The sequence below is a fragment of the Sphaerisporangium sp. NPDC004334 genome (genome assembly GCF_053602655.1).
Genome location: NZ_JBSGDZ010000036.1, coordinates 55,155 through 76,894, shown reverse-complemented (window position 1 = coordinate 76,894; position 21,740 = coordinate 55,155). Strand labels below are relative to the sequence as shown.

The window sequence follows — 21,740 nt, the reverse complement described above, 5'->3', positions numbered from 1 at the left end:
GGCGGGTTGACCTCGACGAAGATCGTCGTCGCCGGCGGTTTCGGCGTCGGCAAGACGACCTTCGTCGGGGCGGTGTCGGAGATCGTGCCCCTCACCACCGAGGCCGTGATGACCGACGCCAGCGCGGGCATCGACGACCTGGGCCTCATCCCGCAGAAGACCACGACCACGGTGGCGATGGACTTCGGGCGCGTGTCGCTGGACAGCGAGCTGATCCTCTACCTGTTCGGCACGCCCGGCCAGCACCGGTTCTGGTTCATGTGGGACGACCTGGTGCGCGGCGCCATCGGCGCCGTCGTGCTGGTCGACACCCGCCGCCTGGCCGACAGCTTCCCCGCTGTCGACTACTTCGAGGAGGCGAAGCTGCCGTTCGTCATCGGACTGAACGGGTGGGAGGGGCAGTACCCGCACAGCGAGGAAGAGGTGCGCGACGCCCTCACCCTCGCTCCCCACATCCCGATCGTCCGCACCGACGCCCGTCAGCGGGAATCGGTGAAAAGCACCCTGATCTCGCTGGTCGAGCACGCCCTGACCATGCGGGTCTCGGTGCCCGGCTGGCGCGGCTGACGGCGTCCGGCCTCCCCGCCTTCGCTCGATACGCGTGACCGGGCCGCGGAGCGGATAGGCTGGGAGGTCGAGTCGCAGACGCGAAGACCCCGGACGACCCGTAGCGCAGAGGCTGGCCAATCACGTGTTCGAGACGCTTTCCGACCGGCTGACATCGGTCTTCTCCTCCCTCAGGTCCAAGGGCAGGCTTACCGACGCCGACATCGACGCCACATGTCGAGAGATCCGCATCGCCCTGCTCGAGGCGGACGTCGCGCTTCCGGTCGTCAGGGACTTCGTGTCCCACGTCAAGGAGCGCGCACGCGGCGCGGAGGTCTCCCAGGCGCTCAACCCCGCCCAGCAGGTCGTCAAGATCGTCAATGACGAGCTGGTGCAGATCCTCGGCGGCGAGACCCGCCGCCTGCGGTACGCCAAGACCCCTCCGACCGTCATCATGCTCGCCGGCCTCCAGGGCGCCGGCAAGACCACGCTGGCGGGCAAGCTCGCCCGCTGGCTGCGCGAGCAGGGCCACGCCCCGCTCCTGGTCGCCGCCGACCTTCAGCGGCCCAACGCCGTCCAGCAGCTCCAGGTGGTCGGCGAGCGCGCCCAGGTCGCCGTGCACGCCCCCGAGCCCGGCAACGGCGTCGGCGACCCCGTCGCGGTGGCCCGCGGGTCGATCGACCACGCCCGGCGCCAGCAGCACGACATCGTCATCATCGACACCGCCGGCCGCCTCGGCATCGACCAGGAGCTGATGAAGCAGGCCGCGGACATCCGCGACGCCGTCAGCCCCGACGAGGTGCTGTTCGTCGTCGACGCGATGATCGGCCAGGACGCCGTCACCACCGCCCAGGCGTTCATGGACGGCGTCGGGTTCGACGGCGTGGTGCTCACCAAGCTCGACGGCGACGCGCGCGGCGGCGCCGCGCTGTCGGTGCGGCACATCACCGGCCGCCCGATCATGTTCGCCTCCACGGGCGAGAAGCTCGAGGACTTCGACGCCTTCCACCCCGACCGCATGGCGTCCCGCATCCTCGACATGGGTGACATCCTCACCCTCATCGAGCAGGCCCAGCGCACCTTCGACGAGGAAGAGGCCGCCAAGATGGCGGGCAAACTCGTCTCGGGCGACGGCTTCACGCTCGACGACTTCCTCGAGCAGATGATGATGGTCCGCAAGATGGGGCCGCTCAAGAACCTCCTCGGCATGATGCCCGGCATGGGGCAGATGCGTGAGCAGCTCAACCAGGTCGACGAGCGCGACCTCGACCGCGTCGCCGCCATCATCCGCTCCATGACCCCGGCCGAGCGCCAGGACCCCAAGATGATCAACGGCTCGCGGCGCGCGCGCATCGCCCGCGGCTCGGGGGTCTCGGTCACCGAGGTCAGCAACCTCGTCACCCGCTTCTTCGACGCCCAGAAGATGATGAAGCAGGTCGCCGGGGGCATGGGCATCCCCGGCATGCCCGGCGGACGCAAAGGCAAGGCCGCGCAGAAGAAGCCGAAGAAGGGGCGCAGGGTCAGCGGCGACCCCCGCAAGGCCGCCCTCGGCAAGGCGGGCGCGGCCGGCGGAGGGTCCTCGACGCCGCCGCAGCTCCCGCCGGGCCTCGGCGGCATCGGCGGCCTCGGCGGCGGCACGCTTCCGCCCGGGCTGGAGCTCCCGCCCGGCTTCGACCCCTCCAAGTTCCGCCTGCCCGGCCAGAAGTGACCCGCTTCCGCCGACGCCTTCGGTCCGACCGATGCGCCGGCGGGAGAGGTGGTCAGGTGTCATGAGGCGTCGATTCGGACAGGCGTCCAATCATCTGGCACAATGACATGTTGGAACACCGTGACCGTGGGTGCCCTCTCACCCCCGCGCGTCATGTTTGTCCCTCGGGCGGTCATCCCGTCGTGCCCCACTCGACGAGACGCCCGCTCACCCACGCGCGAAATCAGGAGAGACCACACCCGTGGCAGTCAAGATCAAGCTCAAGCGGCTCGGCATGATCCGCAACCCGCAGTACCGCATCGTGGTGGCCGACAGCCGCACCAAGCGTGACGGCCGTGCGATCGAAGAGATCGGCCTCTACCACCCGAAGGAGAACCCCTCCTTCATCCAGGTCGACTCCGAGCGCGCACAGTACTGGCTGGGTGTCGGCGCGCAGCCGACCGAGCCCGTCCTGAAGCTCTTCAAGCTCACCGGCGACTGGCAGAAGTTCAAGGGCGAGCCCGCCCCGCCGGCTCTGCTGGTGGCCGAGCCCAAGGCCGACCGTCACGCCATCTACGAGGCCGCCGCCAAGGAGTCGCTGTCCGGTGACACCGGCACCGGCAACGCCACCACGCAGCGCAAGGCCAAGAAGACCGTGAAGGCCGACGAGACCCCCGCCGCCCCGGCCGAGCCGGCCGCCGCCGAGGAGAAGCCGGAAGGCGAGGCCTGAGGTGCTTGAGGAAGCCCTCGAGCATCTGGTCAAGGGCATCGTCGAGCACCCGGACGACGTCCTGGTCCGCCCCCGCCGCATCCGCAGCGGGCGCGTCCTGGAGGTCCGGGTCCACCCCGACGACCTCGGCAAGGTCATCGGCCGTGGCGGCCGTACGGCCAAGGCGCTTCGCACCGTGATGAACGCCCTGGGCGACGGCAAGTACGTCCGGGTCGACCTGGTCGACCTGAACGAAGCCCGGTAACCAGACCACAGAGGCGAACCACCTCCGCACAGGGGACCCCCGGCACCCGGGCGGTCCCCTGTCGCGGTTGCGGCGTCCCCGCGGGGGCGCCGCGCCCGCCGGCCCCGTCAGGCCGGCCCCTTCAGCCCCTAAGGAGCAGCGACGTGCAGTTGGTCGTCGGCCGCATCGGCCGCCCGCACGGAATCCGTGGTGAGGTGACCATCGAAGTGCGCACCGATGACCCGGACACGCGCTTCGCCCCCGGCAGCGCCCTGGCCACCGACCCGCCGGGCGCCGGCCCCCTGGTCGTCGAGAGCATGCGCTGGCACAAGAACATCCTGCTGCTCGGCTTCGACGGCGTGCGCGGCCGCGAGGGGGCGGAGGCGCTGCGCGGCACCATGCTCGTCATCGACTCGGCGGACATCCCGCCGACCGGCGACCCCGACGAGTTCCACGACCACCAGCTCATCGGCCTGCCCGTCGTCACCACCGGCGGCGAGACCGTCGGTGAGATCACCGACGTGCTCCACCACGGCCAGGACCTGCTGGTGATCCGCCGGCGCGGCGAGGAGGTGTTCGTCCCGTTCGTCAAGGCCCTGGTGCCCGAGGTCGACCTGGTCGCGGGGCGCGTCGTCGTCGACGCTCCTCCCGGGCTGCTCGACTCCGAGGAGACCTCGTGACCGGCGCGCGGCGGGCCGCGGGGGCGTGCGGGCGGTGACCATGCGCGTCGACATCATCTCGATCTTCCCGGAGTACTTCGCCCCGCTGGAGGTCTCCCTCATCGGCAAGGCGCGCCACAAGGGCCTGCTGGACGTCCGGCTGCACCAGCTCCGCGACTGGACCCGCGACGTGCACCGCACCGTCGACGACACCCCCTACGGCGGCGGCCCCGGCATGGTCATGAAGCCCGAACCATGGGGCGAGGCCATCGACGCCGTCGTCGCGGCGGCGAGCGCGCCGCCCCGGCTGATCGTGCCCACCCCGAGCGGACGGCCGTTCACCCAGCAGGTGGCCCTGGAGTACGCCAAAGAGCCGTGGCTGCTGTTCGCGCCCGCCCGCTACGAGGGCATCGACTCCCGGGTCATGGCCGAGTACGGGGCGCGCCTGCGCCTCGACGAGGTCAGCATCGGCGACTACGTCCTGGCCGGGGGAGAGGCGGCGGTGCTGGTCATCGTCGAGGCCGTCGGCCGCCTGCTGCCGGGGGTGCTCGGCAACGCGGGCTCGGTGACCGACGACTCCTTCGCCCCCGGCGCGATGGAGGGCCTGCTCGAAGGCCCCGTCTACACCAAGCCTCCGGTCTGGCGCGGGCACGAGGTGCCGCCCATCCTGCTGTCGGGCAACCACGGGGCGATCGCCCGCTGGCGGCGGGACCAGGCGCTGCGGCGCACGGCCGCCAAGCGTCCCGAACTGGCGGCGCGGCTCGACCAGCGGGCCCTGGACCGGCGCGACCGCGAGGTCCTCGACGAGACGTCCACGGGTCCGGTCGTCCCCGAACCCCCTGAAACGCCCACGGGTCATGGCGACGCGGTCGTTCCCGAACACCCTGAAACGTCCACGGGTCGTGGCGGCGCGGTCGTCCCCGAACCCCCTGAGACGTCCTGAGGGCGACCACCTGCCGCCGGCCCTCACGTCGATCGGCCCGGTCTTCGCCCGTACCCTTCGCCCGTGCCCCTTCGTTCCGGCCGGCTGGGCTCGTCCGTCGCGCTCTGTCGCGGTCGGCTCTGTGGACGCGCTCAGCGGGCGGTCGTGTGGCCGCGCTTCGCCGTCGGCGCGGTGGTCGCGCTTCGTTTCGCTTCGAGGCGGAAGATATGGCAGACTGAATCGCTGCTGCCAACTGCCCTGTGGTTGGCGTGGCCGGCCCGGGCAGACGGCCCGGCCTTTGGACGTATCCAGCCCAGCGCTCGTGTCTTCCTCGTCGCCGTGCCTCTGGCATGGCCGGGCGGACCTCCGGGCGCTCGCTAAAATCGAGGAACCGCTGTCATGCACACGCTGATCCAGGAGCTTGAGAAGGCCTCCACACGCAGTGACGTCCCGAGCTTCCGCCCGGGCGACACGCTCGAGGTCCACGTCCGCGTCGTCGAAGGCAACCGGTCCCGCATCCAGGTCTTCAAGGGCTTCGTGCTGCGCCGGCAGGGCGGCGGCGCCCGTGAGACTTTCACCGTCCGCAAGGTGAGCTACGGCGTCGGCGTCGAGCGCACCTTCCCGGTGCACAGCCCGGTCATCGAGAAGATCGACGTCGTCACCCGCGGTGACGTCCGCCGGGCGAAGCTGTACTACATGCGCGACCTGCGCGGCAAGGCGGCCCGCATCCGCGAGAAGCGCGACGCGCTGCCCACCTCCAAGTAAGGCCGGGCGACCGCGACGGCCCGCACCCGCTCAGGGATGCGGGCCATTTCGCTGAAGTCATGCCCACTCGCACCCTGCGGCGGCGTCTCGCCGGGCGTCGGCCTTCGGGCCGGCGCCGGGTCCACTCTTGTTCGGACGCGGAGTTTCTTTGGACGTGATCCCGAGTCGGCGACCCGCCGTGGAGCGCGCATCATTTAGGCTCGACAGCGATGACTAGCGATGGCCAGGGGGCCGGCGTCCGCGCCGCCCCGTCGGGGACGAGGTAGACGTGGTCGCGGAAGACACCAAGCCGTCCGCCAAGGGCGGCAAGGATAAAAAGGGCTCGTTCTGGCGTGAGCTCCCGGTCCTGGTAGTGGTCGCCCTGGTCTTGGCGCTCATCATCAAGAGCTTCGTGATCCAGGCGTTCTACATTCCGTCGGAGTCGATGGAGAACACCCTGCTCGTCAACGACAGGGTGCTGGTCAACAAGCTCGTCTACCACACGCGCGACATCGAGCGCGGCGACATCGTGGTGTTCTCCGGGGTCGACTCCTGGGCCTCGGAGGTCGACGTCCCCGATCCGTCCAACCCGGTCGCGGGCTTCTTCCGCTGGGTCGGCACCGCCTTCGGGGTGGTCCCCGGCGAGAAGGACTACATCAAGCGCGTCATCGGCCTGCCCGGCGACACGGTGAAGTGCTGCGACGCCAAGGGGCGCATCACGGTCAACGGCGTCCCGCTGGACGAGAAGGCCTACCTGTACCCCGACGACCAGCCCTCGCAGAAGTTCTTCGAGATCAAGGTCGAGAAGGACCGCCTGTGGGTCATGGGCGACCACCGTTCGGTCTCCCTCGACTCGCGGTCCCACCAGGGTGACCCCGGTGGCGGGGCCATCCCCAAGGACAAGGTCGTCGGACGGGCGTTCGTCATCGTGTGGCCGTTCGCGCGCGCCACCACCCTGCCGATCCCCGACACCTTCAACCAGGCCGCCCTGAAGACCGTCGCCATGGCGGACGGCGCGGCGCCGCTGCTGCTGGGCTTCGCGGGGGCGTTCCCGCTGTTGGCGGTGCGCCGCCGGTGGGTCGTCCGCAGGGCCCGGGGCCGCGCCGGCTGACCCTCTCCGGCGCCCGCCTCCGCCTCCGTTTCCGCCCGCGGCTCTGACGCGGGGGGCCGGGCGCCGCGCACCGACGTCCCCCCGACCAAGACGAAGGAGACAGGGCCGCTCTCCCCGGGCCTCCCGGCGCCAGGGTGCCCCGCGATTCCGATGAGCGTCAGACAGGACAATCCGGACCCTCACGACCCGGCTCCCGCTCCGCACTCCGCCGATCCCGCCGGCCGGGGCACCGCCGAGGACGTCCCCAGGCCCGCCGAGGGCTCCGAGGACGGCCCCGGGGCCACGGACGGGGCCGGTGGCGCGGACCCAGGCGGCGGCGCGGACGAAGGCGGCGCTCCCGGCGCTCCCGGCGCTTCTGGTGCTCCCGACGCTCCCGGCGTGGCGAAGGAGAAGAAGAAGTCCGGCTGGCGCGAGTCCGTCGTCCTGGTGCTCATCGGGGTCCTCGCCGCGGTGCTGGTGCGCCTGTTCGTCCTGGACTCCTTCTGGATCCCGTCGGAGTCGATGGAGAACACCCTGCTGATCGACGACCGGGTGGTCGTCAACCGCATCACCGGCGACATCGACCGCGGTGAGGTCGTGGTGTTCACGGGCTGGGACGGCACCACGCTCATCAAGCGGGTCATCGGCGTCGGCGGCGACCACGTCAAGTGCTGTGACGCCAAGGGCCGTATCACCGTCAACGGCGTCGCGCTCGACGAGCGGTCCTACCTCAACCCGCAGGACTACCCCTCCCAGGAGAACTTCGACATCACCGTGCCGAAGGGCCGGCTGTGGCTGATGGGCGACCACCGGGCCGCCTCGGAGGACTCCCGCGCGTTCATGAAGAACCGGTACCACGGCACGATCTCCACCGGCGACGTGGTCGGCAGGGCCTTCGCCCTCTACTGGCCCCTGTCCCGCGTCGGCACCCTCCCCGTCCCGGAGACCTTCGCAAAGGTGCGATAACGTACCCCTCCCTTCGATTGGGGCGTAGGCTTGTGTTCATGGTCGCGCTCGCATCGCCGTTCTCCGGCCGAAGGGCCCGACCCTCACGCGGGTCCGTTCCCTCGCGGCGGGGCGCCGAGCCGCACGCCTCATGACCGTCACCTACCGCCCGCGCCCGAGCGTCGTACGGCGGGACTCCGGGCTCTACGGCTACGAGCGGGCGCTCGCGCGGCGCGGGCTGTCGCCGATCGCCGGGGTGGACGAGGCGGGCCGAGGCGCCTGTGCCGGGCCGCTCGTGGTGGCCGCCGTGGTCCTGCGGTCCGAGATCGACGGCCTGGCCGACTCCAAGCTCCTCACCCCCGCCCGGCGCGAGGTGCTGTACGACCGCATCCTCGCCACGGCCCGGGCGGTGCAGGTCGTCGTGACACCGCCCGAGGAGATCGACACACGTGGGCTGCACAAGTGCAACATCGCCGGGATGCGGCGGGCCGTCGCCGGTCTCGGGTGTGATCTCGGGTACGTTCTGATCGACGGGTTCCCGGTGCCCGGCCTGCCCGCGCCGTCGTTGGCCGTGTGGAAGGGCGACCAGGTCTCGGCGTGCGTGGCGGCCGCGTCCATCGTCGCCAAGGTGACCAGGGACCGCATGATGACCTCGCTGGACGATCTCTATCCCCAGTACGGCTTCGCCGAGCACAAGGGATACGTCACGGCCGGTCACCGGCGCGCTCTGGCCGCCCACGGCCCCAGCCCGCATCATCGATTCTCCTTTGTGACGGTGAACTCGGTGGTGCGGTCAGGAGCGGGTGGCGAGATAGGCGACAATGAATTGGGGGCCGGTGTCCTCTGATGGGCGGCACCGGGGGAGGAAGGGAAGTGGAGGACCGGGATGAGCGCAGAGGATCTCGAGAAATACGAGACCGAGATGGAGTTGCAGCTCTACCGGGAGTACCGCGATGTGGTCGGTCTCTTCACCTACGTCGTTGAGACCGAGCGGCGCTTCTACCTGACCAACTCCGTCGATCTCGACGTCCGCACGGCGGAGAACGGCGATGTCTTCTTCGACGTCAAGATGCAGGACGCCTGGGTCTGGGATATGTACCGCCCTGCCCGCTTCGTCAAGAATGTCCGAGTAGTCACCTTCAAGGACGTCAACGTCGAAGAACTGGCCAAGCCCGACCTCGAGATGCCCAAGGAAGGCTTCTCCAACTAACACCCGCGAACCACCGGCGAACCCCTCACCCCGCCTCCTCGGCCGCGCTCCCGCGGCCCCGGCGGGGCCACCGGCCGATTCCGGCCGCTGCCGGCCTGGCGCTGGTCGCGTCTTCCGTGCCGCGCGGGGCGATCGTCGAACCCCGGCCGCGGCGCCCAGTGCCGGCCCATCTGTCCCCACCACGCGGGGCCGCCGGCCTCCCGGCGGCCGGCGTCTGGCCGTCGACGGGGGCCGCTCGCCCTCCCCCGCGCATGGACACGCCTTTCCGTGCCGGCTCTGAGCGGGGGGCTACCGACCTCAGCACTTCAGCAGTAGGCAACTCGCTCCGTGTGCTGTCTGCGCGTCGCCTTCCTACGGCTGTACGGCCGCCGGGGATCCCGGCAGCGACTCGCGGCTGTACAGAGGCGATCCGAGGGAGGAAGAAACCTCACCTGTCTCCCGGGACCTGCGGCCGGGTCGCCTCCTGTCGATGTGACCATTGCGGCACAACGGTTCCCGGGAGGACGAGTTGACCGACGATCCCCTGCTTCCGCAGGTCGTGGCCAAGGCGCTGCGGGAGTACCGCGATGCGCTGGCCGAGCACGGAATCACCTGGGGTGAGCCCCCGATCGCGTACGTCAGGGCCATGAGCCCGTCGCGGTTCGTCGACGACGAGGCGTTCTCTCGGGCCGCCTCCGACCGCGTGCGAGCCGAGTGTCCGGACGCCACCGCCGCCGAGCAGGAGGCCCTCCTGCGCGAGCTGGACTTCGACGAGGTGCTCAGGGACGCGCTCCACGGAGAGCCGCTCGATGGGAGGCCGATCAATGGATCGCTCGACGAAAAGCCGCTCGACGGGAAGCCGCTCGACGGGAAGCCTCTCGACGGGAAGCCGCTCGACGGGAAGCCGCTCGACGGGAAGCCGCTCGGCGGGGACCTGCCCGATGGCCTGGCCGTGCTGCGGCTCACGCACGGAGGCCATCGGCTGGACGGCCGGCCGCGCACCGTGCTCGAACCGGGCGGAAGGCCACTCCCGCTGGCCCTGCTGATCGACAACGGCCGCGCGACCGAGGCCGAGATCCGCGTCGGCGGACGAGCGCACCGCGTCGCCCCCGGCGGGGCCCGGCTGGTCGAGCTCGACACCGCGACCGAGGTGACGGTCGGCGCTGAGCGGGTCGACCTGTCCGATCTGACCCGTCTCGCCCCACGGGCGCGGCTGCGGGTCCGCGCCGGGTTCCCCTGCCGGTGGAGTGTATGGAGCGCCGGCGGCCAGGGTTGGTACCCCGAGGGCGCCCCCGCCAGATACGACCACCACAACGTGCCGTACTTCCATGGCGACGACATCGCCCTCGACGTACCCGCCGAGCCCCTGACCGTCCGCGTGACCCGAGGCATGGAATACGACTCCGCGGAGACCATGATCACCCCTCGCGGGGAGACCGTGGTCGCGCCCTGCGTGGAGACGCTGGTCGAGTTGAGACCGGCGCGGGTCCACGACGCGGCGGCCAAGGGATGGTACGGCGCGGACCTGCACGTCCACCTCAACTTCGCCGGGGACGTCGTCGCCACCCCGGCGATGGCGGCGGCCATGCAGCATGGCGAGGACCTGCACGTGCTCAACCTGCTCGCCGCGAACGTCTCCGGCCGGCGCGTCTATGACCGGGAGGCGCTGGAGCACTGGGCGGGCGAGGACCTGCCGTGGTCGGACGCGACCCACATCGCCCGCATGGGCGTCGAGTACCGCAACGACATGTTCGGGCACCTCCACGCCTTCGGGCCGACCGCCCCGCCGGCCCGCTACCACAGCGGGTTCGACGGCACCGCCGACTGGCCGCCCACCAGCACGGCCTGCGAGGAGCTCCACGACCTCGGCGCGATCGTCGGCTACGCGCACTGCTTCCACTCGCCGATCGATGCCCCGGAGGACATCATCGGCACTGGACGGCCCGCCTGCACGGCGCGGATGGCGGTGGTCGACGCCGCGCTCGGCCTGGTCGACAGCATAGAAGTGCTGCACTTCTCCTCGGCCGCCGGATCGTCGGCGGTGTACCGGAGGCTGCTCGGCGCGGGCAACCGGCTGGCCGCCGTGGCGGGCACCGACTCGATGCTGTCGTTCACCCGTCAGCGGATCGAGCCGGTGGCGAGTCCGCTGGGCTGGGAGCGGACCTACGCCAAGGTGGACGGGCCGCTGACCGCCGCCTCCTACGCCGACGCGGTGCGGCGCGGACGCACGTTCGCCACCACGGGGCCCTTCCTGGAGCTCACCGTGGACGGTCACCACCCCGGGGACACGATCGACCGCGCCCTCGGCGACCGGGTGAGAGTCACGGTCAGGGTGATCGGACCAGAGGTCGAGCGACTCACGATCCGCACCGCGACCGGCATTCTCGCCGAGGGCCCGCCCGAAGACCTCACCACCGCGGATTCCACGGCCGAGTTCAGCGTTGAGTTCACCGTCGGTGAGCCCACCTACATCGTCGCCCTCGCCGAGGGCGGCCCGCACCCGCGCTCGCTGTTCACCCACGTGTTCGCGCACACCAGCCCGGTCTACGTGGACGTGCGCGGCCGGCGGGTGGCCCGGGCCGAGGACGTCCACTGGTGCCTCGAGTGGCTCGACCGGCTCGAGCGACTGATCCGAGAACGGGCACGCCTGGACACCAGTGGGCAACTCGACGACCACCTCGGCCGGATCGAAGAAGCCAGACGCGTCTATGCCGCCCGCCTGCGCCCCTGACCTTCCTCCATCCTCCACGCCCACCCCCTCAAAGATCGCCCCCACGCCAACCCCCAGTGCCGAAGCCGGTGGCGCGCTGAGTTGTGCCCTGGCCCACAGCAGCGAACTGTCGTCGTCTGTCCACAGCCCCGAAATAGCCTCAAATATCATCATTCGGGGTCGTTTCGCCGTGGCGCGGCATTGGAAATCAGCCGCGTATCAGGACATTTCTCTCCGCGCTTCGGCGTCTGTGGACGCGTACCCCACCACCAGCGGCGTGGTCTGTCCACAGAAACTCGTTCGGCGAGCCGGGCGGCAGGCGGCGTGCGCGAAGGTCGGGGCCGGAGGTGGTCCCATGGCCATGGCACACGAGCTTGGACGGCACGGCGAGCAGCTCGCCGTCGACTATCTGCGGGCGGCGGGCCTGCGCATTCTCGAGCGCAACTGGTGCTGTCCCGAGGGGGAGATCGACATCCTCGGGCGTGAGGGCCCGGTCCTCGTGGTCGTCGAGGTCAAGACCCGCTCCGGGCGCAGCCACGGCTCCGCCTTCGAGGCGGTGACCGCGGCGAAGCTGGCCAAGCTCCGCACGGTCGCGGCCCGCTGGCTCAGTGGCCAGAGCGAGTGGTTCTCCTCCATCCGCATCGACGTGATCGCCCTCGAGCGTTTCGCCGGCGAGTTCTCGATCAGGCACGACCGGGGGGTGTCGTAGATGGCCGTCGCTCGCACGCGGTGCGTCGCGCTGGTGGGCGTGAGCGGCCACGTGGTGGAGGTCGAGGCCGACGTGGGCCGCGGCATCGCCGGCGTCCACCTGATCGGCATGCTGGACACCGCGCTCAGCGAGGCCCGCGACCGCGTCCGCTCGGCCGTCATCAACAGCAGATATCCCTGGCCGGACGCACGGGTCACCATCAGCCTGTTCCCGGCCAGCCTGCCCAAGCGCGGCAGCCTGTTCGACCTGGCCATCGCGGTCGCCTTGCTCGGCGCCGCCGGGGTGATCCCCAGGCAACGCGTCGCACCGCCCTTCTTCCTCGGCGAACTCGGGCTGGACGGCTCCGTGCGGCCCGTGCGAGGCGTACTTCCCGCCGTGCTCGCCGCGGCGGAGGCCGGCGCGCAGTGCGTCGTGGTCCCCATGGCCAACGCCGAGGAGGCATGCCTGGTCCCCGGGGTCACCGTGGTGCCCGTCCTCACGCTCGCCGAGTTGGTCGAGAACCTCCGCGGCGGTGACGAGGCATGCCTCCCGGTCATGCGAGAGGCAGAGCAACCCCCGCCGGGCGCCGCCCCCGGGGCATTCGAGGGTCCGGCCCTCGATCTGGCCGACCTCGCCGGGCAGGCCATGGCCCGCCGGGCTCTGGAGGTGTGCGCCGCCGGCGGCCACAACCTGTGGATGCTCGGCCAGCCCGGCACCGGCAAGACGATGCTGGCCGAACGTCTGCCCACCCTGCTGCCACCCCTCGATCGCGACCAGGCGCTGGAGGTCACCGCCATCCACTCGGTCGCGGGCACCCTGCCGCCGGGACGCCCGCTGCTGCGGCACCCGCCGTTCATGGCGCCGCACCACACCGCCACCGTCGCGGCGATCGTCGGTGGTGGAAGCGGCGTCATCCGGCCGGGCGCCGTCTCCCTCGCCCACCGCGGTGTGCTGTTCCTGGACGAAGCACCCGAGTTCCCGGCGCGCGTGCTCGACTCGCTCCGGCAGCCGCTGGAGTCCGGGCAGGTCACCGTCGCACGGGCCATCGGCACGGTCACCTTTCCCGCCCGGTTCATGCTGGTGCTGGCCGCCAATCCCTGTCCCTGTGCCCAGCCGTCAACCCCCGAAAGTCCCTGTCAGTGCACGCCCCACCAGCGGCGACGCTATCTGGCCCGGCTTTCCGGGCCGCTCGTCGACCGCATAGACGTCAAGGTCAAGCTCACGCGATCGACCCGGCGTGAGTTGCTGTCCGACCGTCAGTTCATCGAACCGAGTGCCGTGGTGTCCGAACGGGTGGCGCTGGCCCGCGAGCGCACGCTCAAGCGGCTCGCGGGCACTCCGTGGAGATGCAACGCAGAGATCCCCACGGCGGCACTCCACGCCGACTACCGCCTCGCCGCTCCGGCGATGTCCCCCCTGTACCGCTGCCTGGACACCGGCGAACTGAGCGCCCGAGGTCTCGACCGCGTCATCCGCTTGTCCTGGACCCTCGCCGACCTTGTGGGCAAAGACCGCCCCGAGCTCCGAGATACCACCGCCGCCCTCGCGTTATGGCTGGGCACCGACTAACCCCTCCTTCCTCCTCTCCCCTCCAGAGGCCCCAATGCCCATCCCCAACCCCCTCCCGCCCTCACATCCACCCGGCGCACTCCAACCCTCCAGCCACCTCCCCGACCCGCATGACGACCCCGAACCACCAAGCCCCCAGCAACGACCGGCCACCTTCGACCCGCAGAATGCTCTCGACCCCCCGGCCCCCTTCGGCGCGCGGGTTGGTGTCGCACCGCCAGACGATCTCGCCCTGCGTGATGCCCTTGAACCGCCGGTCGCGTCCAGCGCGGGGGGTGGTGTCGCACCGTCGGATGATCTGGACCTGCGTGATGCGCGAGAACCTGCGGATGTCTTCGGCACGAGGGGTGATGTCGCGCCGCCAGGTGGCCTTGAACTGCGGAATGCCACCCAATCGCCGGACGCGGTGCGACCATCCGGCGCGCTCCAGCCGCCTGAGGCGCTCCAGTCGCGTCTCGCGCTGCCCTCACCCGCCGATCTGCCACCACCCGCCGCTGCCGAGCAACAGATCGATCTTCAGAGACCTGGGGATCTTCACCAGCCCTCCGCCTTCTGCTCTGGCAGACCACCCGTCCCGGACTCCCCTCTGTATGCGAGGCCTTTCCATGCCGACGGAGATGTCGCCCTGCGTACCACCGATGTGGAGCTCGGGTCGCGCAGCGTTGGGGGCGGCGGTTCATCGGCCACCGAAGCGACCCGAGCCGTGGATGTGCCACAAGCCGCCGGCACGCCGCCGGGAGTCGCCGCGGCATCCTCCGTGCCGGCCGAAGTCATCTCCGCGGATGCCCGGTCGCCCGCGCCGGTCACCGCGGCCCCCGCGCGGTCCCAGGCGGACACCGCCCTCACAATGCCGACCGCCGGGGACATCAGGGGGCCTTCCCGACCGCCACGTGATGGGACCGTCCTCTCATCCGTGCCCTCTGCGGAGGGAACGGTCGAGCTGTCTGTGTCGCCTGGGGGCGGAGCCGTCATCTCGGCTGTACCGGCCGGGGTCGTCAGTGGAGGCGCTGGTGAGTCCCTGGTCGGTCGGTCGTTCCCCGGTCGCCAGGGTGATTCTCCGGGGAGAGGCGGTAAGGGCACCTCCTACCAGCGTGGTCCCGGGAGGCTGGCGAGGGTCACGTTGATGCGTATCTCCGACGCGGGTGACGGTCTCATGGGCAGGCTGGTCGCCGCTTACGGGCCCGAGGGCGCGCTGGGGCAGGTGCGACGGGGGCGGCTCGATCCCTGCTTCGTCGATGAGATGGCCTCCGGCAGGAGCAGACCACCGGATGTGGACCGTCACCTCAGGGCGTGGCAGGCCAGGCTTCAGGCGGCCGATCCGCTGGCCGACCTCGACGAGGGCGAACGGCTGGGCGCACGCCTGATCGTTCCCGGAGACCTGGAGTGGCCGACCCAACTCGACGATCTCGGACCTGAACGTCCTGTCGCCCTCTGGCTGCGCGGAGACGCGGATCTCCGGTTCTCCTGCCTTCGTTCGGTGGCGATGGTCGGTTCCCGCGCGGCCACGCCGTACGGCGCTCACGTCTCGGCGGAGATGAGCGCCGACCTGTCGGAGGGGGGTTGGAGCGTCATCTCGGGAGGCGCCTATGGGGTGGACGCCGCCGCGCACCGCGGCGCCCTGGCCGGCTCGGCCCCGACCATCGCCGTACTCGCGTGCGGCATCGACATCGTCTACCCCGCCGCCAACCATGATCTGTTCGCGGCGGTACGCAGGAAGGGGGTGATCGTGAGCGAGTGCCCGCCCGGGGTCCGCCCCACCCGGCCGCGCTTCCTCATCCGCAATCGGGTGATCGCGGCGCTGTCCCGAGGCACCGTCGTCGTAGAGGCGGCTCTGCGCAGTGGAGCGTTGAACACCGCCGCGCACGCGGGCGCTCTCCACAGGCATCTCGCCGCGGTGCCGGGTCCGGTCACCTCCGAGATGTCCGCGGGGTGTCACCGGCTGATCCGCAGAGCCGAGGCCGTCTGCGTCACCTCGGCAAGGGACGTGATCGAGCTGGTCGGTGCCATCGGTGATGACCTCGCCCCCGAGCCTCGGGGACCGGTGCTGCCTCGCGACCGCCTTGATGAGGAGACTCGGGCCGTGCTGGAGGCGGTGCCGGCGAGGTCAGGAGCCGGGCCTGCGACGATAGCCGTAGCCGCCGGCGTGGATCTCGCAACCGTTCTCAGTCGCCTCGGAGCCCTGGCGGCGGCGGGATATGTCGAACGCTCAGACCGCGGCTGGCGCCTCCGCCGCATTGCTCGAAACGAGCGCTAACCCCGGCGACCTGCACCGACACCCTCCACACCGTCATATGACAGAAGATGAGGGGGCGTCCACCTTGACGCGCCTGGGCGGGGGTCGGCTCCGCTTCCGCGTGACGGGAGGCTGGTCCGGGGTGTCCGCGTTGATCGGCCTGGGGAAGGTGCTCGGCGAGGTCACGTGACGGAAGCAGTCGAGTTTCCACCTTGACCGAATGGCGCCCCCTGAAGCGTTATCTCTACCTTGAGCCGCTTCAGCTCATCTTGCTGGTCATGGTCGGGTGGGGGTGTCTGTGGGCCAGTGGGGGAGGAGTCGTACTTGGCCGTGGGCGACAAGGAGCAGTGGATCGAGGTAGCGCCACTTGTCGATCAGGCCCCAGTGCAGGCAGGGGGACGCGCAGTGGGAGGTGGGTGCTTCGACGGTGCCGATGGTCTGGCCGAGCGTCACCCTCTGTCCACGCCGGACCTTCGCGCGCACCGGTAGGTACGTCGTGCGCAGCCCGTTCGGATGCACGATCATCACCACGCCACGACCGGCGAACGGCCCCGCGTAGCCGACGATGCCGGGGCCCACCGCCCTCACCCGCTGTCCGGGGCGTACGGCGAGATCGGTTCCTCGGTGTCCGGCGAGCCACGGCCGCGCTGGGGGAGCGAAATGGCGCAACACCCTGACGTGACCCTGCACAGGCGGAACCCACCGGGCCTGATCACCAGGGGCGTCTGAGGACGCCGTTCCACCCGGCGCCGAGGGCGGCGAGGCGGCCGAGCCGGGTTGGGTGGCGAGGGGCGGCGAGACGGCCGAGGTGGGGCGGGTCGGGGACGACGGGGCCGCCGAGGTGGGCCGGGTCGTCGGGGACGGCGGGGTGGTCGAGGTGGTTCCTAGGGCCATGGCGGTGGCGGCGGTTGGGGCGACTTGCGGGTGGGGCGGGGACGCGGATGCGGCGATGACGACGGTGAGGAAGGTCAGGGCCAGGCGGGTGGTCGAAGGGCGCATGGCAGGAGACTGACCTGGAGGAGGCCGTCATGGTGTGGCTGAATCGGATTCTGTGCATAACCGCGCGAGTGCGGTGAGTACGCCGGGTCTGTGGCCGGCGTTGTGGTGGAGTCAGGGGGAGCGGTGGAGGCCAGAGAGATCATCGGTGGCCTGGCGGCGGAGGTCGGGATGGACCTGCCGGCAGTGCGTGTGGTCGGCGATGATCCGATCCTTCCCTCCGTGTTCCGGGTCGGGGCGGCCGCGGCCGCCTGCGTCGGTGCGGTGACGAGCGCCGTCGCGACGTATTGGTCGCAGAAGCCGGAGACGGTGGCCGGGGCCGCGTCGGGGGAGGTGGCGGTCGACGTGCGGGAGGCGGCGGTCGCGTTCCGGGACGAGCGGTATTTCCGCATCGACGGGACGACTCCCGAGCTCTGGGCGCCGCTGTCCGGGGACTATCGCACGGCCGACGGCGGATGGGTCCGTCTGCACTGCAACTTCGATCATCATCGGGACGCCGTGCTGCACGCGCTGGAGTCGCCCCGAGGTGCGGACAGGGCCTCCGTGGTCGCCGCTTGCGCCGGGCGCGCGGCCTTGGACGTGGAGGATGTGGTGACCCGGGCAGGGGGATGCGCGGCCGCCATGCGGAGCCGCGCGCAGTGGCGGTCGCATCCACAGGGCAGAGCCGTGGAAGAGCTCCCTCTCATCGGTCTCAGTCCCCTTGCTCGAAGTCCCGTCATCGGCTCGGTCCGGGGCGTTGAGAGCGCTATCACTGATGTGGTCAGAGGCGGTGACGGTGGTGTCCCTGGCTTGGCCCAGGGCGATGACGGTGTGGCGACCGGTTCGGCCGGGAGCGGTGACGGAGGTGCGACCGGTTCGGCTGGCGGTGATGTCATTGATCTGGTGATGGTGGTGCGATCGGTTGGGCCGGGGGCGGCAGTGATTTCACTGTTGCGGCCGGGGGAGGCGGCAGTGCGGTGACTTGCTGGGCCGGGAGCAGGGAGGCTGCGACCGGTTCGGGTCGAGCGTGGCCGCAGTGCTGCCACGGATTCGTCCGGAAGCGGTGAGAGTGGTGTCACGGGTCCGGCCCGGGGTGATCGTCGTGCTGTCACGGGTTCCATCCATAGCGATGGGAGTGCTGTCGCCGGGGCGGTTCGCAGGCCGGGGCGCGGCCGTTGGCGGGGGTGCGGGTGCTGGACCTCACTCGGGTGATCGCTGGTCCGGTCGCGACGCGGACGCTGGCGGCGTACGGGGCCGAGGTCCTGCGGGTCGGGGCGGCGCATCTGCCGGAGGTCCCGGGGCTGGTGATCAGCACGGCGCTGGGCAAGGTCGGGGCGATCGCCGGCTTGCTGCGCCGGCAGCGGGAGGGCGGGTCATGGCATGTCGAGCTGTCCCTCGCTCGTACCGCCCTCTGGCTCGACCGGCTCGGCCGGGTCGACGGCATGGCGGTCGGCGAGCCCGAGGTGGACGACCTGCTGGAGGAGATGGACGGCTCGTTCGGCACGCTCACCTACGTCCGTGCCCCTGGGGCGATCGGCGATGTCCGGCCTTTCTGGACCACGCCGCCGCCCCGGCGCGGCGAACACCTTCCCGCTTGGAGGTGAAGAGGTGGGGGCGGTCCGGTCCGGACAGGGCTCTTCACGAGGGCTGAAGTCGGTGCGTGGTAGCGAGATCTGGGCCGAGCCGGAGATGGCTTCGTGGGTGGTGGGCTTCGCCGTGGCGAGCGTTCTGCCGGCGCGCCGGTCGCAGGTGGGCGGATCTCGCCGGGAGCCTCTTGCAGGTGGTGGGTTTGCTGCCGTGGCGGGGGCGGTCAGGGAAATGGTCACACCGCCGCGGCGGGGTGATCGGGGAGGTGGCATTTAGGCCGGGATGAGCGGTGGGGTTCAGGTTGGTGGGGCGGTGGGGTTCAAGCCGGGGTGGGTGGTGGAGTTCAGGCTGGTGGGGCGGTGGACTTAGGCCGGGGTGGGGCGGTGGGGTGCGGAAAGGGCGTGGCGGAGGGGTGAGGACCAGACGAGGGACACCGCGAGGAGGACCACGAAGGCGCACGCCCACATCGTGGGACGCAGGCCGAGGAACTCGCCGAGCACGCCGCCCGCGACACCTCCCAATGTCATGACGCCGAGCGTGGAGACGGTCATGGTCGCGTTCACCCGGCCGAGCATGTCGGGCGGGGACTCGCGAAGCTGGATGGTCCCGTAGCAGACGCTGAACAGCACCGCCGCCATGCCGCTGACCGCGAAGGCGCCCATCAGCAGCGGAACCAGCACGCCGGCCGAGCCGTGGGCGGAGGCGATCGCGACGAACTCGAGGGGGAAGAGGGCGACGGCGATCAGGATGGTGCGGTCTTCGGTGAGACGGCCGGTCAGCCGGGGGGCCGTCACCGCGCCGAGCAGGCCACCGACGCCGGACGCCGCCACCAGCAGCCCGACCGCACCCGGTTGCATCCCGAGGGTCCGCACCGTGAACAGGACCAGAAGCGCCATCTGAGCGGCCGAGGCGAAGTTGATCAGCACTCCCGCGCCGATCAGCGTCCTCAGTGTGCCGTGCCTCATGACGGTCAGCATGCCTTCGCGCGTGTCCCGCAGAAGGCTCGTCCGGGTGCCGATGGTCGCCTCCGCCGCGGCGTCGGTCTCGATCTCGATGCTGGTATCCGTCCCTCTCGTGGTGTCACGCATGAACTTTGTCGCGGTGGCGCCGCTGGTGGTGCCGGAGGCGGCGCTGCTCCTGGTGCCGGCGCTGTCCCTGCTGTGCGAGGCGGTGGCGGTGCTCATGGCGCCGGAGGCGGTGCTGGCGCTTGTGGCGGTGCTGTCGCTCGCGGCGGTGGAAGACGTGCTCTCGGGGGTGGTGAGGGACGTGCTCCCGGAGGTTGTGGCGGTTTCGGGGGATCGGAGGGAGTGGAGGAGGAGGGCCGAAACGGCGAACGACGCCGCGTCCGCGACCAGGGCCAGTGGGGCGGTGATCGCCTGAACCAGCAGGCCGGCCAGTCCCGGGCCGCAGATGCCGGCGGTCGAGTAGACCATCTGGAAGCCGGCGATCGCCGCCGTGCGCTGCTCGCGCGCGACGACGCTGGGCAGGTGCGGGAACCAGACCGCCCGGTAGAAGACCGAGCAGGTGCCGACCACCAGGGCGACCGTGATCAGCCAGGGCACCGTCAGCAGGCCGGCCAGCCAGCCGAGCGGCACGGTGAGCACGGCGGCTCCCGAGACGACTTCGCACAAGACCAGCAGGGGACGGTGCCGGCGGAGCCGGTCGGCGTACGCGCCGGCGGGCAGGCCGATGAGCAGGTACGGAAGTGACGTCGCGGCCGTCAGCAGGCCCATCTGGACCGGAGTGGCGTTCAGCAGAGCGGCGGCGGTGAGGGGGACGGCCAGGCGGGAGACCTCGGTGCCGGTCTCGGACACCGCACGGGCGGACCACAGCAACCGGTAGTCCCGTTGCCGTCGGAGGGGGAGAAGCTCGACCATGAATATGAAAGTAATGCTTCACAACTCTGAAAGCCACCCTTCATGGATGGCGGATTCCGCGGAGTTCCGACCTGAGCCGGGTCGGATGGAGACGGCGGAGGTCCGGGATGCGCGGCTCGGCGGGTGGTGAGGGGTGCACGTTGGTGGTCATGGTCATGCTGGCCATGAAGGCGAAGGCGGGGCGTTGTAGGGTGCCGCGCCCGGCGGGGACGTCGTGGGCGTCGGGCTCGGCGGGTCGTGAAGGGTGCACGGTGGCGGTCATGGTCATGCGGGGCATGAAGGCGAAGGTGGGGGCGTTCTAGGGCATCGCGCCCACGGGGGCGCCGTGGGCGTCGGGCTCGGCGGGGGCAGGGGCGGGGCGGTGGGGGTGGGGACGCATTACGGTTCGTTGTATGAGTCAGCGGAACCATCTGGTCGAGGACCCGCGGGCCATGCGGGCGCTCGCGCATCCGGCCAGGCTGGCGATCCTCGGCCGGCTTCAGACGGAGGGGCCCGCGACGGCGACCGAGTGCGCGCGGGTGGCCGGGCTGTCGCCCAGCGCGTGCAGCTACCACCTGCGCATGCTGGCCAAGTACGGGTTCGTCGAGGACGCGCCCCCGCGCGGCGACGGCAGGGAACGGCTGTGGCGCGCCCCGCACCGGGGGATCACCATCTCCGAGCCCGACGAGTTGACCTCCGAACTCGTCGAGGCCAAGAACGTGCTCTCCAGGACCGTCGTCGACCAGATGGTGGAGGAGACGTTCCGCTACTTGGAGTCCAGCGCGCGCGAGTCGAAGCAATGGCGGCAGGCGGCGCTGCTCGCCCACATGCTGCTTCGGGTCAACGCCGAGGAACTCGCCGAGCTCGGTGAGCGGGTGACCGCGATCCTCGAGCCCTATCTCTCCAAGTCGCGCTCCCCGGAGGAGGCTCCGCCGGACGCCCGTCTGATCAGGGGGATCGTCCACCTCTTCCCGCACTCGCCCGCTCCCTGACACGCGACGGGGTCCGGGACGCCTGGGGCGGGACCGAGTTCGATGTCCCTGGCGCAGGGTTCGGTGGGTGTCTTGCGGCGTGGGGTTCGCTGATCGGGGGCGTCCGCCTCTTCCGGTATTCGGCCGTCCCGTGGGGGGGATGGGGTCCGGGCGCCGTGGGGTGGCACCGGGTTTGATGTCCCTGGCGCAGGGTTCGGTGGGTGTCTTGCGGCGCGGGGTTCGCTGATCAGGGGGTAGTGGCTATTTCCCGCGCTCGGCCGTTCCCTGGCGGGGGGCGGGGCCGGGCCCCTGGGCGGGACCGAGCTGGATGGTCCGTGCGCGAGGTGGGCGCGGTGGCTTCCGGTGCGATGTCTGCGTTCTGTCTCTCTGGCGCAGGGCCGGGGGGCCGCCTGGCG

General features: G+C 71.0%; 21 protein-coding genes and 1 pseudogene. 18 read left to right on the top strand and 4 right to left on the bottom strand.

What is annotated here, in order from left to right; genetic code table 11:
• Positions 1-6 precede the first annotated feature (6 nt).
• The 14 genes and pseudogenes from ACWEN6_RS35225 to ACWEN6_RS35160 all read left to right on the top strand — a co-directional run bounded on the left by ACWEN6_RS35225 (position 7) and on the right by ACWEN6_RS35160 (position 13,702).
• On the top strand, positions 7-567 hold the full coding sequence (locus ACWEN6_RS35225; RefSeq protein ID WP_354842182.1) for a GTP-binding protein: 561 nt from the start codon (positions 7-9) through the stop codon (positions 565-567).
• Positions 568-691: 124 nt separating this feature from the next.
• Positions 692-2,254: a signal recognition particle protein gene (gene ffh, locus ACWEN6_RS35220; RefSeq protein ID WP_354928793.1), complete on the top strand. Its 1,563-nt coding sequence runs from the start codon at positions 692-694 to the stop codon at positions 2,252-2,254.
• A gap of 241 nt (positions 2,255-2,495) precedes the next feature.
• Complete coding sequence (gene rpsP / locus ACWEN6_RS35215) at positions 2,496-2,963, top strand: 30S ribosomal protein S16 (protein ID WP_354842188.1); 468 nt, start codon at positions 2,496-2,498, stop codon at positions 2,961-2,963.
• Between the two features lies 1 nt (position 2,964).
• Entirely contained in the window at positions 2,965-3,207 is a 243-nt protein-coding gene (locus ACWEN6_RS35210) for an RNA-binding protein (protein ID WP_354842190.1), read from the top strand.
• A 143-nt stretch (positions 3,208-3,350) separates the two neighbouring features.
• Positions 3,351-3,866, top strand: a complete 516-nt coding sequence (rimM, locus tag ACWEN6_RS35205; RefSeq protein ID WP_354928796.1) for a ribosome maturation factor RimM — start codon at positions 3,351-3,353, stop codon at positions 3,864-3,866.
• Positions 3,867-3,906: 40 nt separating this feature from the next.
• A pseudogene (gene trmD / locus ACWEN6_RS35200) lies at positions 3,907-4,653 on the top strand (tRNA (guanosine(37)-N1)-methyltransferase TrmD); the annotation flags it as partial.
• Positions 4,654-5,166: 513 nt separating this feature from the next.
• Positions 5,167-5,532 carry a 50S ribosomal protein L19 gene (gene rplS, locus ACWEN6_RS35195; protein WP_354842196.1) on the top strand — a complete coding sequence of 122 codons (366 nt, stop codon included), beginning with the start codon at positions 5,167-5,169 and terminating at the stop codon, positions 5,530-5,532.
• 268 nt (positions 5,533-5,800) lie between these two features.
• Positions 5,801-6,622, top strand: a complete 822-nt coding sequence (gene lepB / locus ACWEN6_RS35190; protein WP_354842198.1) for a signal peptidase I — start codon at positions 5,801-5,803, stop codon at positions 6,620-6,622.
• 150 nt (positions 6,623-6,772) lie between these two features.
• Positions 6,773-7,567: a signal peptidase I gene (lepB, locus tag ACWEN6_RS35185; RefSeq protein WP_452576368.1), complete on the top strand. Its 795-nt coding sequence runs from the start codon at positions 6,773-6,775 to the stop codon at positions 7,565-7,567.
• 130 nt (positions 7,568-7,697) lie between these two features.
• On the top strand, positions 7,698-8,393 hold the full coding sequence (locus ACWEN6_RS35180) for a ribonuclease HII (protein ID WP_452576367.1): 696 nt from the start codon (positions 7,698-7,700) through the stop codon (positions 8,391-8,393).
• 39 nt (positions 8,394-8,432) lie between these two features.
• Positions 8,433-8,756 carry a DUF2469 domain-containing protein gene (locus ACWEN6_RS35175; protein WP_012888569.1) on the top strand — a complete coding sequence of 108 codons (324 nt, stop codon included), beginning with the start codon at positions 8,433-8,435 and terminating at the stop codon, positions 8,754-8,756.
• Between the two features lie 508 nt (positions 8,757-9,264).
• A complete protein-coding gene (locus ACWEN6_RS35170) occupies positions 9,265-11,466 on the top strand; it encodes a CehA/McbA family metallohydrolase (protein ID WP_452576366.1) in 2,202 nt (733 codons plus the stop codon).
• Between the two features lie 334 nt (positions 11,467-11,800).
• Positions 11,801-12,154, top strand: coding sequence for a YraN family protein (locus ACWEN6_RS35165; RefSeq protein ID WP_354842211.1), 354 nt, complete (start codon positions 11,801-11,803; stop codon positions 12,152-12,154).
• Positions 12,155-13,702 carry a YifB family Mg chelatase-like AAA ATPase gene (locus ACWEN6_RS35160; RefSeq protein ID WP_452576365.1) on the top strand — a complete coding sequence of 516 codons (1,548 nt, stop codon included), beginning with the start codon at positions 12,155-12,157 and terminating at the stop codon, positions 13,700-13,702.
• Positions 13,703-13,763: 61 nt separating this feature from the next.
• Here ACWEN6_RS35160 and ACWEN6_RS35155 read toward each other — a convergent pair whose 3' ends face one another.
• On the bottom strand, positions 13,764-14,096 hold the full coding sequence (locus ACWEN6_RS35155; RefSeq protein WP_452576364.1) for a hypothetical protein: 333 nt from the start codon (positions 14,094-14,096) through the stop codon (positions 13,764-13,766).
• A gap of 729 nt (positions 14,097-14,825) precedes the next feature.
• Here ACWEN6_RS35155 and dprA point away from each other — a divergent pair.
• Positions 14,826-15,956, top strand: a complete 1,131-nt coding sequence (gene dprA / locus ACWEN6_RS35150; protein ID WP_452576363.1) for a DNA-processing protein DprA — start codon at positions 14,826-14,828, stop codon at positions 15,954-15,956.
• Positions 15,957-16,211: 255 nt separating this feature from the next.
• Here the strand turns inward: dprA and ACWEN6_RS35145 are convergent, their stop codons facing one another.
• Entirely contained in the window at positions 16,212-16,829 is a 618-nt protein-coding gene (locus ACWEN6_RS35145) for a murein hydrolase activator EnvC family protein (RefSeq protein WP_452576372.1), read from the bottom strand.
• A 195-nt stretch (positions 16,830-17,024) separates the two neighbouring features.
• Here ACWEN6_RS35145 and ACWEN6_RS35140 point away from each other — a divergent pair, with 195 nt between their 5' ends.
• Both ACWEN6_RS35140 and ACWEN6_RS35135 read left to right on the top strand, forming a co-directional pair.
• Positions 17,025-17,891 (top strand): hypothetical protein, encoded by an 867-nt coding sequence (locus ACWEN6_RS35140; RefSeq protein WP_452576362.1) that lies wholly within the window; start codon positions 17,025-17,027, stop codon positions 17,889-17,891.
• A gap of 209 nt (positions 17,892-18,100) precedes the next feature.
• Positions 18,101-18,514, top strand: coding sequence for a CoA transferase (locus ACWEN6_RS35135; RefSeq protein ID WP_452576361.1), 414 nt, complete (start codon positions 18,101-18,103; stop codon positions 18,512-18,514).
• A gap of 348 nt (positions 18,515-18,862) precedes the next feature.
• Here ACWEN6_RS35135 and ACWEN6_RS35130 read toward each other — a convergent pair whose 3' ends face one another.
• Together ACWEN6_RS35130 and ACWEN6_RS35125 are read right to left on the bottom strand one after the other, a co-directional pair.
• Positions 18,863-20,374, bottom strand: coding sequence for an MFS transporter (locus tag ACWEN6_RS35130; protein WP_452576360.1), 1,512 nt, complete (start codon positions 20,372-20,374; stop codon positions 18,863-18,865).
• Positions 20,375-20,414: 40 nt separating this feature from the next.
• Complete coding sequence (locus tag ACWEN6_RS35125) at positions 20,415-20,651, bottom strand: hypothetical protein (protein WP_354928825.1); 237 nt, start codon at positions 20,649-20,651, stop codon at positions 20,415-20,417.
• 115 nt (positions 20,652-20,766) lie between these two features.
• Here ACWEN6_RS35125 and ACWEN6_RS35120 point away from each other — a divergent pair, with 115 nt between their 5' ends.
• Entirely contained in the window at positions 20,767-21,345 is a 579-nt protein-coding gene (locus tag ACWEN6_RS35120) for a helix-turn-helix domain-containing protein (RefSeq protein ID WP_354842229.1), read from the top strand.
• Positions 21,346-21,740 lie beyond the last annotated feature (395 nt).